Raw genomic sequence first — 13,089 nt, forward strand, 5'->3', positions numbered from 1 at the left:
GTCGGATTCAGCGCTTGCCAGCCCCATTCATTCGTCTCCCCAGAACGTGCCTGGCGCCAGTGTCTTGGCCGGTCCCACAAGCCGCGGCCCACCGAGTTCGGCAAGCACAGAATAAAGCTTCGTGGCATCCGCCTGCTGTTCCTCGATCGAATCGTCGGGGATTCCGTCCCGGTAGCGATCACGCAAAACGTCCAGTTCCCGGCCTTCGGCCCTCACGACGGGGGCGAGGCGCCGCCAATCCTCGTCCGAGGTTGCCAGCAATGCCTTGGCGTCGCGGCTGGCCGCAATGAAGCCGGCAACGGCCTGCGGATGCGCTTTCGCCCATTTTTCATGAAAGATGTAACCGATGGCCGAAGTGGTGCCGGACGCGCCAAGCGCTTTCGCGGCATCATTCGCGCTCAGCAGACGGCGGAAGCCGTTTGCCTCGAGCCGCGCGCAGAAATTCCAGAAGTTGAGGACCGCATCGAGCTCGCCCTGCATCGCCTTTTCGGCCAGCAAGGGCGGCGCGCCGTAGATAATCTCGTTTTCAGCAGCAAGGTCGAATGCGTACTGCTGTTTCGCCAGACCCTGGATCAGCAACCAGCTCTTGTCCAGGGGACCACCGGCCACCCCGAGCTTCTTGCCCTTGAGGTCTCCAAGGCTTTTAATGGGCGATTGTGCTGGCACCATGATGGCGCCGACCGAACTTGAGTATGGGACGAATGTCAGGTCCTCGCCTGAGGATCGCTGGCGCGATACCCATAACCAATCGCTGACGATGATATCCACGTCGCCGGCCATCATCGCAACGTTGGTGGCATCTTCGCCAGCGAAGAACCGGATATCGAGATCGATACCGTGCTTCTCATCGAATTTATGAAACTTGATCGTATCAAGTTCCCAATTCACCGTGCCGAACTTGAGAACCCCGATCCGTACCGTTTCGGCAGCCAAGGCGCGGGTGATACCCGCTTCGTAAACCAGAAGCAGAATTGCCAGACTGAAAAATGCCCGTATGCATACGCGAATCACGACGCTCTCCTCACAGTGAGCGTTCATCTGTCGGATAATCACACTTCCACCGGACTACCTTCTGCTTGGGATGGAGCTCCGACCATTTCGCGATCTCGGCAGGGGCGAGAAACATGCAGTTCAGCTGGCCACCACGGTCTTCGAAATGCAGCCGCTCCTCCCGACAACTCGAAGGATTCGACGCAAGGCATATTGTCAGGACGAGATCGATCACATTCATTGTCGGCACCTCCCGCCTTCTGCCGAGGTCTTCCTACGCTCAGCCGCACGTCCGGCGCGAGAAAGACTCAGTCACGCTGATCGGATTTCTCAAGGTGCCCGAATGAGAAATATTGCAACAGGTTACGGTTCCCGTATGCGAACGTCAATCACGGCGAGCATGGAAAAATCGGCCCGCAATTTCTCGGTGTAAGCGATTGACTTCTCAGGAACGGCGGGTAACTCTGGAAGAGTTCTAAATGGTGGACACCAATGCATGGAAATTGGTGCCAGTCTTCGTCCAGGGCACCCTTGGCGAAAATGAGGAAATGCCATGCGATACCAGAATGCCCTACTTATCGGTCTATCAATTGTTTCGTTGTCAGCTGTTGGAGCGCGGGCCCAGGAGGGTGATGCCACGGCAGGTGCAACGGTGTTTAAGAAATGCGCGGTATGTCATGTCGCCGATAGCGACAAGAACAAGGTCGGGCCCTCATTGTTCGGCCTGTTCGGCAGGACTGCCGGAACGCATCCTGGCTTCAGTTATTCGACTGCCATGGTCGAGGCTGGCAAGGGTGGTCTCGTCTGGGACCCGGCAAGCCTGAAAGACTACCTGCATGATCCGAAAGCCAAGGTCAAAGGCACCAAGATGGCCTTTGCCGGTTTGAAGGATGATACGGATATCGCCAATCTGGAAGCCTACCTGAAGCAGTATTCGAAATAAGCGCAATGCCGCCGCTGAACGCGGCGGCGTTCCCCCGCATTCACGCCGGTTCGCGCCATTTGATAGAGCAACCGATCGAAGCGACCTGTTCGCGCGGGCCCTGGCCCGAATTTGCTATCTGTTTCATCGCCTCGAAAAGATCGCGGCGAAGATCGGTATCGCCTTCCTCCTTGCGCGATGCATCAAGCTGGCCGCGATATTGTAATTCCCCAGCAGAGTTGAACCCAAAAAAGTCGGGCGTACAGACCGCTCCATAGGCCCGTGCCACCGTTTGATCGGCGTCATGAAGATAGTGGAATGGAAAGTCATGTTCCCGGGCGAAGCGTTGCATATTTTCGAAAGAGTCGGCCGGATATGCCGCCGCATCGTTGGCGTTGACCGCGACGAAACCAATGCCGAAATCCTTGAGATCCCGGGCATCGCGCACGATGCGTTTGATCACTGCTTTGACGTAAGGACAATGGTTGCAAATGAAAGCCACCACCAGTCCCCTTCGACCGGCCTGCGCCAGGATCGAATGTGTCTCGCCATCGATACCGGTGAGCCGGGAGTCGATAGCCTTCCAGCCGAAATCGCATACGGGTGGGATCGCCGCCATTGTCCTCGCCTCCGTTCAAGCTGCCCGCGCGTGCATTGCCGCGTCGGCAGCATGACGGATCGCTGCGATATTGTCAGCATAGGCGAGCTTGCCATTTCCCTTGAATATCGCAGAACCCGCTACAAGCACATCGGCGCCCGCCGCCGCTACGAGTGGCGCGGTCTGCGGTGTGACACCGCCATCGATTTCGATATGGATCGGACGCCTGCCGATCATGGACTTGACCCTGCGTATCTTGTCGATGACCGAAGGAATGAAAGCCTGTCCGCCAAAACCCGGATTGACGGTCATCAGCAGGACGAGGTCGAGGCGGTCGAGGACATATTCTATGACGTTCTCCGGGGTCGAGGGGTTCAATGAGACACCGGCCTTCTTGCCAAGGCTGCGTATCGCCTGCAGCGAGCGATCAAGATGTGGTCCGGCTTCCGCATGAACCGTGATAATGTCGCAGCCGGCTTCGGCGAAGGCGGCAAGATAGGCATCGGCCGGAGCAATCATCAGATGACAATCGAAGATGGCTTTAGTCCGGTTGCGGATCGATTTGATGATCTGCGGACCAAAGGTGATATTGGGGACGAAATGTCCGTCCATGACATCGAGGTGCACCCAGTCCGCGCCGGCCGCAATGACATCCTCCACCTCTTCACCGAGCCTGGCGAAATCCGCCGAGAGCACGGACGGGGCGATGATGGTCTTCTGGCCTATCATGATCGTTCCTCCTGCCTGGACATTGCGAAGACGCGGCTGACCCGGATATCGGCCGCGGTGATCGTTGAAAGCGCACGCGAATCGATGGGACCATCCGAACTTTCAAAGAGCCGGTTCGCTTGGCGCAGGCGCGCCCGGTCGAGTGCGTTGCGGATGGAACGGGCATTGGCGAAATGTGGCTGCTGCCGGCGTAACGTGATGTAATCTGCCATGATGGCGCGGGCTTCATCGTCGAAATGGTAGTTCTGTTTCGACAGCATCGTTTCAGCAATACTCAGCAATTCGTCATCGCCGTAGTCAGGAAAATCGATGTGGTGGGCGATACGCGAGCGGAAGCCCGGATTGCTTTCAAAAAACTTGTCCATGCGGTCCGCATAACCGGCGAGGATTACCACGAGATCGTCGCGCTGATTTTCCATGACCTGAAGCAGGATCTCGATGGCCTCCTGGCCATAGTCGCGCTCGTTTTCCTGCCGGTGAAGATAGTAAGCCTCGTCGATGAAGAGCACTCCGCCCATCGCCTTCTTGAGGATTTCCTTCGTTTTCGGCGCGGTATGACCGATATACTGCCCGACGAGATCGTCACGCGTCACCGAAACAAGGTGTCCCTTGCGGATATAGCCGAGGCGATGCAGGAGATCGGCCATGCGCAGCGCGACCGTGGTCTTGCCAGTACCGGGGTTACCGCTGAAGCTCATGTGCAGAGTCGGCGTCTCATGCGCCAATCCCATGTGCCGGCGGGCGCGCTCGACCAGGAGCAGCGCCGCCGTTTCCTTGATGCGCTGTTTTACCGGCTTCAACCCGATCAGCTCACGGTCAAGCTCATCAAGCACGTCCTTAGCGCCGGATTCGACATATTCGGCGCGCAGATCGACGGCGGCAGGTGCCGCCGCGATTCTGTCCTCGGCCGGAAGTTCCTGGACGGCCGTATCAGCCATAACGCTGCCCCGCTGGTTTGTCGGCTGCATAGGCGCGCGTCGTATAGCGCACGACACGCCCTCCCGCTTCCTGCCGGGCCAGATGGAAACCGGGCTCTTCCGCCGGCCGGTTGACCAGGAACGAAAGCTTCACCGACTCCCAGCCATGGCTGTTATCGAAGGCGACGAAACGGATATAGCGGCCGCCATAGACCTTGCGGCATTCCCTAAGCTCCATCATCAGCGCCGCCGCATCGGGATTGTCGAACATCGGGTGGGCCCACATGTCCCAATAGGTGTTGCGCGGATGCGGATCGTCGGTGAATTCCAGGCTCACCGCCCAGCCATTGTCGATGCAGTACTGGGCCTGTTTTGCGATCTGTTCGTCGGTCAGATCCGGCAGGAACGAGAAGGCTCCCTGTGTGACACGCATATTGTCCTCCTATTCTGCTGCGGTTGCTGTCGGAACGAAATCCGGCGAGTCGGTCGATGTGTAGTTGAAAGTGACGTCCTTCCAGATATCCAACGCCTGCTGGAGCGGCTGGCAGGTGCGCGCGGCCATGCGGAGAATCTCGGGACCCTCGTTGACGATGTCGCGGCCTTCGTTGCGGGCAAGGATCATACACTCCAGCGCTACGCGGTTGGCGGTCGCGCCGGCGGCGATTCCGAGCGGATGGCCGATCGTGCCGCCACCGAACTGGAGGACGACATCTTCCCCGAGAAGATCGAGCAGTTGGTGCATCTGTCCGGCATGGATGCCGCCGGACGCAACCGGCATCATCTTGTTCAGCGATGCCCAATGCTGATCGAAGAACACGCCGTTCTCAAGCCGCATCGGGTTGAAGTCCTCGCGGCAGATATCGTAATAGCCGCGTGTCGTCGCCGGGTCGCCCTCGAGCTTGCCGACCACAGTTCCAGCATGGATGTGGTCGACACCCGCCAGCCGCATCCACTTCGCAATGACGCGGAACGAGACGCCGTGCGACTTCTGCCGGGTATAGGTCGAATGGCCGGCACGATGCAGGTGCAGGATCATGTCGTTGCGGCGGGCCCATTTCGACATCGACTGGATGGCGGTGTAGCCGATCACGAGGTCGATCATCACGATGTTGGAGCCGAGTTCCTTGGCAAACTCGGCGCGCTCATACATGTCCTCCATGGTGGCGGCCGTCACGTTGAGGTAGGTACCCTTGATTTCGCCGGTGGCGGCTTGCGCCTTGTTGACGGCCTCCATGCAGTAGAGGAAGCGTTCGCGCCAGTGCATGAAGGGCTGCGAATTGATATTCTCGTCATCCTTGGTGAAGTCCAGCCCACCCTTGAGCGCCTCGTAGACGACGCGGCCGTAGTTGCGACCCGAAAGGCCGAGCTTCGGCTTTACCGTCGCTCCGAGCAGAGGACGGCCAAACTTGTCGAGGCGCTCGCGTTCGACAACGATGCCGGTTGCCGGACCCTGGAAAGTCTTCACATAGGCGACGGGCAGGCGCATATCCTCAAGACGCAGCGCCTTCAGCGGCTTGAAGCCGAATACATTGCCGATGATCGATGCGGTCAGGTTGGCGATCGAACCCGGTTCGAAGAGATCGAGGTCATAGGCGATATAGGCAAAATACTGGCCTTCCCCGTTTGGAACGGGATCGACGCGGTAGGCCTTCGCCCGGTACTTTTCCGTTGCTGTCAGCCGATCGGTCCAGACGACCGTCCAGGTGGCGGTCGAGGATTCGCCGGCAACGGCAGCCGCGGCTTCGATGGGATCGACCCCGTCCTGGGGCGTGATGCGGAACATGGCGATAATGTCCGTATCCTTGGGCTCGTAGTCCGGCTCCCAGTAGCCCATCTTCTTGTATTCCATCACGCCGGATCTGTAGCGCTCCTTTCCCGTAACCGTCTCTGACTTGTTCAGCATTTGTAGGGTCCTTTCCGTTGATTGGGTCCTGTCAGGCAGCCTTGGCTGCGGCGATCTGCGGGTCGAGTTTGCCCGCGGCGTAGCGTTTGGCCATGTCGTCGAGGCCGATGACCTTGATTTTCGATGCCTGGCCCGCGGTTCCGAAACGTTCGAGCCGATCGCGGCAAAGGTCGCGCATCGCATCCATGGCCGGTTTCAGGAATTTTCGCGGATCGAATTCCCCGGGATGCTCGACAGCGATGCGGCGGAACTGGCCACTCATTGCCATGCGGCAGTCCGTATCGATATTCACCTTACGAACGCCGTGACGAATGCCGCGCTCGATCTCTTCGACCGGTACGCCATAGGTTTGCGGCATCTCTCCGCCGAACCGGTTAATTACGTCCTGCAGCGCTTGAGGAACGGAGGACGAGCCGTGCATGACAAGGTGGGTATTGGGCAGCTTGCGATGGATTTCCTCAATCACACCCATCGCAAGTATGTCGCCATCCGGCGCGCGGGTGAACTTGTAGGCGCCGTGCGACGTACCGCAGGCAATCGCCAGTGCGTCCACCTTAGTGCGCAAGACGAAATCAACCGCCTGATCCGGGTCGGTCAGCAGTTGCTCATGGCTGAGTACACCACTCGCGCCGTGTCCATCCTCGGCCTCCGACGCGCCGCTCTCCAGCGATCCGAGCACGCCGAGTTCGCCTTCAACCGAGACCCCGACCCAATGTGCAATCGTCGCAACGCGGCGGGTGATCTCGACATTGTACGCATAGGAGGCAGGCGTTGCAGCATCAGCTTCGAGCGATCCGTCCATCATGACCGAGGTGAAGCCATGCCGGATCGCCGTCAGGCAGGTGGCTTCGTCGTTGCCGTGGTCCTGGTGCATGCAGACGGGAATGGAAGGATAGATATCGACCAGCGCATCGATCATGCTCGCCAGCATCAGATCTTTCGCGTAGGAGCGGGCCCCCCGCGAGGCCTGCAGGATGACCGGCGCGTCGCATGCCCCAGCGGCTTCCATGACGGCAAGCCCCTGTTCCATATTGTTGATGTTGAAGGCGGGAACGCCGTAGCCATGCTCGGCCGCATGATCGAGCAATTGCCGCAGGGTAATTCGAGCCATGATCGCTATTCCTTGTTAACGAGTTTGCGCGCGGTCGCGACGATGTTTTCCGGCGTGATGCCAAAATGACGGTAAAGATCGGAGGCGGGCGCACTCGCGCCGAAGCCCTGCATGCCGATGAAGGCCCCTTTCTCGCCGATCCAGCGATCCCAGCCGAGCCGGGCCGCCGCCTCGATTCCAACGCGCGGCGCAGCAGCGAGAATCGACCGGCGATAGGCGGGGGTCTGGGCTTCGAACAGCTCCCAGGACGGCATCGAAACCACCGCTGCCGCGATCTTGTGCTGCCCGCGCAGGATATCGGCGGCCGTGCAGGCGATCTCGACTTCCGAGCCTGTTGCAAGAAGGGTGACCGCGCGGGGCTCCGCAGGCTCGCGAAGGACGTAGGCGCCGCGGGCCGAACGATTTTCCTCAACATGCGCTTGGCGCAGCATGGGCAGGTTCTGCCGCGACAAAACGATGATGCTCGGCCGGTCCGTATAGCGCAGGGCAAGTTCCCAGCATTCCGCCGTCTCGATGATGTCGGCAGGGCGGAACACGTTGATGCCGGGCGTTGCGCGCAACATCGCAAGATGTTCGATCGGTTGGTGGGTCGGGCCATCCTCGCCAAGGCCGATCGAGTCATGCGTCATGACGTAGATGACCTGCTGACCCATTAGCGCCGACAGCCGAATGGCGCCGCGCGCATAGTCGGCAAAGGCCAGGAACGTGCCGCCATAGGGAATGAAGCCGCCATGCAGCGCGATGCCGTTCATCGCGGCGGCCATCGCATGTTCGCGAATGCCGTAGTGAATGTAGCGGCCGGTAAAATCGTCAGGCGTAATGTCGCGAAGCCCTGGGGTAATCGTCAGGTTCGAATGGGTAAGGTCGGCTGACCCGCCAATCGTGATTTGCGTTGCACCATTGATGACGCCGAGTACCATCTCCGAGGCCTTGCGCGTTGCAACCTTGGTCGCTTTTTCCACGTGCTCCCGGCGAAACGCATTCAGCGCGTCAAACAGCTCCGCAGGAAGCTCCTTCTGAACCTCCTGCTTGAACGCTTCCGTCTGGAGCGACGCGGAAAGCCGCACGCACCACTCACGGCGTTCGTCTGCACCGCGGCGGGCGACGTTGCGCCATGTCTCGACGATTGCTTCCGGAACGTCGAAAGGTTGATGCTGCCAGCCGATGGCGAGCCGGGTGGCGGCGATCTCGGCCTCGCCAAGTGGTGCGCCGTGGGTTTTCTCGGTTCCCTGGAGCTTCGGTGCACCCTTGCCGATAATCGTCCGGCATGAGATCAGCGATGGCCGGTCGGATAAACGCGCCCGCGTAATGGCGGCGGCAATTGCCTCGAAATCGTGCCCGTCGATCTCTTCAACCTCGAAGCCGGCCGCCTTGAACCGCGCAAGTTGATCCATCGACGTCGAGAGCGATGTCGGGCCATCAATCGAGATGGAGTTATTGTCCCAAAGCACCACAAGTCGCGCCAGTTTCAGGTGTCCGGCAAGATCGATCGCTTCATGGCTGATCCCTTCCTGAAGGCAGCCGTCGCCGGCGATCACATAGGTGAAGTGATCGACAATTTCCTCGCCATAGCGCTGGCGCAGAAGCCGCTCGGCCATGGCCATGCCGACCGCCGTTGCAAGCCCCTGCCCGAGCGGCCCCGTGGTCGTCTCGATACCCTGGGCATGGCCGTACTCGGGATGGCCGGTGGTCTTGGCGCCGAGCTGGCGGAACCGCTGCAATTCCTCGATCGGCATATCGGGATAGCCGATCAGATAGTGCAGAGCGTATTGCAGCATTGAGCCGTGACCGGCCGACAAGACGAAGCGGTCGCGATCCGGCCACTGTGGATGCAGGGGATCAAGCTTGATGAAGCGGTTGAACAGAACCGTCGCAACGTCGGCCATCCCCATCGGCATGCCCGGATGGCCGGAATTGGCCTTCTGCACGCTGTCCATCGCGAGCGCACGGATCGCATTGGCCATGTCGCTTTCGCTGACAATCTCGGCGGTTGGGGTCTCTTGAAGGAAAGCTTGGGTGTTCATCGTCTTCTCCTCACGAGGCTCGGTTCTTGCGTTCCATCAGCTGCATGATCAGCGGGGTCAAAATCAGCTGCATTGCGAGATCCAGCTTGTTTCCGGGAACGACGATGGAATTCGCCCGGGACATGAAGGAATCGTGGATCATCGACAGCAGGTAGGGGAAATCGATGCCGCGCGGCTTGGCGAAGCGAATGACGAGCATCGATTCGTCGGGAGTCGGTATCCAGCGCGCGATAAACGGGTTGGACGTATCGACGATCGGAACACGCTGGAAATTGATGTCCGTAAGTGTGAACTGGGGTGTGATATAGCGGACATAGTCCGGCATGCGGCGCAGGATCACATCCATAACCGCCTCGGTCGAATAGCCGCGCGTTGCCCGGTCGCGGTGGATCTTCTGGATCCATTCGAGATTGATGACCGGGACGACGCCGATCTTCAGGTCGGCATGGCGGGCAAGGTCGACCTCATCCGTCACGGCGCAACCATGCAGTCCCTCATAAAAGAGCAGGTCGCTCGGCGGAAAGTTGCGCCATGGCGTGAAGGTTCCGGCCGGCGCTTCATGCACCTTCGCTTCATCCTCATCGTGAATATAGCTACGCGTCTGGCCCGTGCCGCGCCGGCCATATTCCCCGAAAACTTCCTCGAGCTTGTGGAGTTCATTTGCATCGGCATGAAAGTGCGTGAAGTTGGGATTGCCCCTTTGTTCTTCCTCCGCGACCTTTTCCTTCATGGCGTTACGGTCATACTTATGGAAGGCATCGCCTTCGATGAACGCCGCTTCGATCTCCTCGCGCCGGAAAATCAGTTCGAAAATGCGCTTGACCGAGGTGGTCCCGGCGCCTGAAGATCCCGTGATGGAGATGATGGGATGCTTTGCTGACATGGTCGTCTCCCATCAGGCCCTGAACAGGCCACGGTTGCTGAAGAGCGGTGCTCGCTCGCCGATGCTGCTTGGCTGCGTGTGATACCGGCTGATCCGCGCGACTTCCCGGGACGAGCCGAATATCAGCGGAACCCGCTGGTGCATGCCTCGCGGCGTCAGCCCGAGAATGCGGTTTTGCGTGTCGGTTGCGGCGCCGCCGGCTTGCTCGATCAGAAAAGCTACCGGATTTGCTTCGTAGACGAGCCTGATCCGTCCCTCGCCATAGCTCTTGCGCCGGTCGCCGGGGTAGAGAAAAACGCCGCCGCGCACGAGGATGCGATAGGCCTCGGCAACAAGCGAGGCGACCCAGCGCATGTTGAAGTCGCGTCCCCGGGGACCTTCATTGCCCTTGAGGCAGTCGTCGACATAGAGACGTACAGCCTCGTCCCAATGGCGGTAGTTGGCCGTGTTGACCGCAAACTCATGGGCACGGTCGGCAATGACGATGCTCTCATAGGCCTGGACAAAGGTGCCGAGCCTCGAGGAAAACACAAAGATGTGGGTGCCGCTGCCGAGGGTCAGAACCAGGGCGAGCTGCGGTCCATAGATAAAAAAGCCGGCAGCGAGCTGAGCCTCCCCTTTTTGCAAAAAGGAAGCATCAGGCTCGCTGTCCGGTTCACCAGCCACCGGGAGGATGGAGAAGATTGTCCCTATCGAGACATTGGTGTCGATGTTCGAGGAGCCGTCGAGCGGGTCGATGGCGAGCGCCAGGGGTGCTGAAGGGTTGAGAATGGCCGGATGCTCAAGTTCCTCCGAACCGTAGACCGCCACGGGGGCCTGCCGCATCGCTTCGATGAACATGTCATCAGCAAGGATATCGAGTTCCTTTTGTGTGTCGCCACCCGCATTCCTGTTGCCCTGGCTACTCGCGAAAGCCTTTCCCAGAGCCCCTTGATTGATGGTGTTGCGCACCTTGACGGCGGTGAGAGAAAGGTGGCGAACGGCGGCGGAAACCGCGATGCGGATCTCGTCGCCCTTTTCGCAATAGGACCCAAGAAACGCGTCTAGTGTCGCCGTGGTCATCGTATTCCTCCCGTACCTGACGTCTCCCGTGTCAAGCTTCGGGTTCATGGAAACAGCTTCACATCCGTAAGTAAAATTTAATATATTTACTGGATCACTAAATTATTTTAACTTCACTCCATGCGAAATCTTACCCTCAAGCAATTGCGTGCCATCCAGGCCATCATGAAGCACGGAACCATCGCTGCGGCGGCGAACGCGCTTCGCCTGACCCCGCCAGCGGTCACAATTCAGTTGAAGCTCGTCGAGGAGGAGGCGAAGGTATCGCTGTTTGACCGGACCAATGAAGGGCTTCGCCCTACTGCCGCTGGCCTCGCATTTCTGGATGCCGCCCAGATGATCGAAGAGAGGCTGCGTGTCCTTGACGACGAGATTGACGCAATCAAGGGCGTGCGGGTCGGCAGCCTCAACCTAGGGGTCGTCTCGACCGCGAAATACTTTGCGCCGCGCCTGATGGCGACCTTCAGGAACGAACATCCGGATATTGCCATCAAACTTCTTATCGGCAACCGGGCCGAAACCATTGCCAGCCTCAAGAGCCATGAGGTCGACATCGCCCTGATGGGCCGGCCACCAAAGGATATCCCGCTCCGCTCGGCCGTATTCGGCGATCACCCCCTTGTCGTCATCGCCGCTCCAGACCATCCCTTGGCCAAACGCCGTGACATAACCAAGGAACGCATAGCCCAGGAACACTTCCTCGTACGCGAGCCCGGATCAGGGACACGCATCTCTCTCGAGATCTTTCTGAGCGAGTTGCCCGGGAGGCTCGATGATCTTGGAACCGAAATGTCGTCGAACGAAACGATCAAGCAGGCGGTCATGGCCGGGCTCGGCGTCGCATTCATTTCTGCTCACACGATCGCCCTCGAACTCGAAGTCGGCAAACTGGTCATGCTCGACGTGGTCGGCATGCCCATCCGCCGGCAATGGTTCTCCGTGGTGCGCACCGACCGCACCCTGTCGCCGGCCATGAAGGCGTTCCAGGATTTTCTCAACCGCAAGGGCGCGCAGTGCCTGCCTTTCTTCGACAAGCTTTATCCGGATATGGGCAGCATCCACAGATAGCGCAAACAGACCGGAAAATGCTTCGCCCGATGGTTGACTCATTGCTCGCGAGCAATAGGTTGCAGTCTGATTGTCGTAGGGGTCGTTCGTGAATTCATCGTTTTATCGCGCTCTGCTCTTTGCAATCTTGCTCGGACCCGCGCCGGCAATGGCCGCCGACAAAACGATCTACCTGACATTCGACGACGGCCCGCTCAACGGAACGTCGAATATCCTTAATGTCCTGGACGCCGAGCAAGTGCCGGCAACCTTGTTCATGGTCGGTTTGCATGCCGAGGCGAGCAAGGAACGGCAGGCGCTCGTGGCAAAAGCGAAGTCGCTGCCCTTCGTGACGATCGGCAATCACAGTTACAGCCATGCCTATAACCATTACAAATATTTCTATGCTTCGGTCGAAGGGCTCCTTGCCGACCTCGCCAGGGCGAACAAGGTTCTCGGATTGAAGGGTCCACCGATTTATGCACGCCTGCCCGGGCGAAACGTCTTCCGCCTGCCCGACATGTCATCCGACGACATGGCGATCGGCAAACCGGAGGATCACCGCGAGGAGCCCGGCTTCGAATTCGTGGCTGCCTCCGGCTACTATCTTTACGGCTGGGATCACGAATGGGTACACGACGACAGCGGCAAGCCGGTGCAGAGTGTCGATCACCTCGTCAGCGAGATCGAGCATCTTTTTGCCTACGGTAAGCTGGCAAGACCGAACAAGCTGATCCTGCTCATGCATGACGAAATGTTTCAGGACAGCTTCAACGGAACAGCCAACCTGCAATCGCTCATCGCGTCGCTCAAGAAACGCAGCTACAAGTTTGGACAGATTTCTGCTTTTGACGACTAGTTCAAATGATGAACTTGCAACCCTGGTATATCTGGTTCACGCAA

General features: G+C 59.1%; 13 protein-coding genes. 3 read left to right on the plus strand and 10 right to left on the minus strand.

Features of this window, described 5'->3' with window-relative positions:
* Positions 1–27: 27 nt before the first annotated feature.
* The gene (locus BR48_RS25065; RefSeq protein WP_245273627.1) at positions 28–972 is read right to left on the minus strand and encodes an ABC transporter substrate-binding protein; all 945 of its coding nucleotides are present in this window, start codon (positions 970–972) and stop codon (positions 28–30) included.
* Positions 973–1,543: 571 nt separating this feature from the next.
* Between BR48_RS25065 and BR48_RS0119810 the strand changes: the two genes are divergently transcribed.
* Positions 1,544–1,933 carry a cytochrome c family protein gene (locus tag BR48_RS0119810; RefSeq protein WP_027232903.1) on the plus strand — a complete coding sequence of 130 codons (390 nt, stop codon included), beginning with the start codon at positions 1,544–1,546 and terminating at the stop codon, positions 1,931–1,933.
* Between the two features lie 40 nt (positions 1,934–1,973).
* Here the strand turns inward: BR48_RS0119810 and BR48_RS0119815 are convergent, their stop codons facing one another.
* The 9 genes from BR48_RS0119815 to BR48_RS0119855 are packed head-to-tail and all read right to left on the minus strand — an operon-like array spanning position 1,974 to position 11,139.
* Positions 1,974–2,531 carry a thioredoxin family protein gene (locus BR48_RS0119815; protein ID WP_027232904.1) on the minus strand — a complete coding sequence of 186 codons (558 nt, stop codon included), beginning with the start codon at positions 2,529–2,531 and terminating at the stop codon, positions 1,974–1,976.
* Positions 2,532–2,546: 15 nt separating this feature from the next.
* The gene (rpe, locus tag BR48_RS0119820) at positions 2,547–3,236 is read right to left on the minus strand and encodes a ribulose-phosphate 3-epimerase (RefSeq protein WP_027232905.1); all 690 of its coding nucleotides are present in this window, start codon (positions 3,234–3,236) and stop codon (positions 2,547–2,549) included.
* Complete coding sequence (gene cbbX / locus BR48_RS0119825; RefSeq protein ID WP_051615267.1) at positions 3,236–4,177, minus strand: CbbX protein; 942 nt, start codon at positions 4,175–4,177, stop codon at positions 3,236–3,238. The genes rpe and cbbX overlap by 1 nt, the downstream gene beginning before the upstream one ends.
* Positions 4,170–4,589 carry a ribulose bisphosphate carboxylase small subunit gene (locus tag BR48_RS0119830; protein ID WP_027232907.1) on the minus strand — a complete coding sequence of 140 codons (420 nt, stop codon included), beginning with the start codon at positions 4,587–4,589 and terminating at the stop codon, positions 4,170–4,172. Before BR48_RS0119830 ends, cbbX begins: the two co-directional genes overlap by 8 nt.
* 9 nt (positions 4,590–4,598) lie before the next feature.
* A complete protein-coding gene (locus BR48_RS0119835) occupies positions 4,599–6,059 on the minus strand; it encodes a form I ribulose bisphosphate carboxylase large subunit (RefSeq protein WP_027232908.1) in 1,461 nt (486 codons plus the stop codon).
* A gap of 31 nt (positions 6,060–6,090) precedes the next feature.
* Positions 6,091–7,170 (minus strand): class II fructose-bisphosphate aldolase, encoded by a 1,080-nt coding sequence (gene fba, locus BR48_RS0119840; RefSeq protein WP_027232909.1) that lies wholly within the window; start codon positions 7,168–7,170, stop codon positions 6,091–6,093.
* Positions 7,171–7,175: 5 nt separating this feature from the next.
* On the minus strand, positions 7,176–9,194 hold the full coding sequence (gene tkt / locus BR48_RS0119845; RefSeq protein ID WP_036815039.1) for a transketolase: 2,019 nt from the start codon (positions 9,192–9,194) through the stop codon (positions 7,176–7,178).
* 10 nt (positions 9,195–9,204) lie between these two features.
* On the minus strand, positions 9,205–10,077 hold the full coding sequence (locus BR48_RS0119850) for a phosphoribulokinase (RefSeq protein WP_027232911.1): 873 nt from the start codon (positions 10,075–10,077) through the stop codon (positions 9,205–9,207).
* Between the two features lie 12 nt (positions 10,078–10,089).
* A complete protein-coding gene (locus tag BR48_RS0119855; RefSeq protein WP_027232912.1) occupies positions 10,090–11,139 on the minus strand; it encodes a class 1 fructose-bisphosphatase in 1,050 nt (349 codons plus the stop codon).
* Between the two features lie 120 nt (positions 11,140–11,259).
* Between BR48_RS0119855 and BR48_RS0119860 the strand changes: the two genes are divergently transcribed.
* Positions 11,260–12,207, plus strand: coding sequence for a LysR family transcriptional regulator (locus BR48_RS0119860; RefSeq protein WP_027232913.1), 948 nt, complete (start codon positions 11,260–11,262; stop codon positions 12,205–12,207).
* An 88-nt stretch (positions 12,208–12,295) separates the two neighbouring features.
* Positions 12,296–13,045, plus strand: coding sequence for a polysaccharide deacetylase family protein (locus BR48_RS0119865; protein ID WP_245273615.1), 750 nt, complete (start codon positions 12,296–12,298; stop codon positions 13,043–13,045).
* Positions 13,046–13,089 lie beyond the last annotated feature (44 nt).

This window comes from Phyllobacterium sp. UNC302MFCol5.2 (genome assembly GCF_000686005.1).
GTDB classification, from domain to species: Bacteria; Pseudomonadota; Alphaproteobacteria; order Rhizobiales; family Rhizobiaceae; genus Phyllobacterium; species Phyllobacterium pellucidum.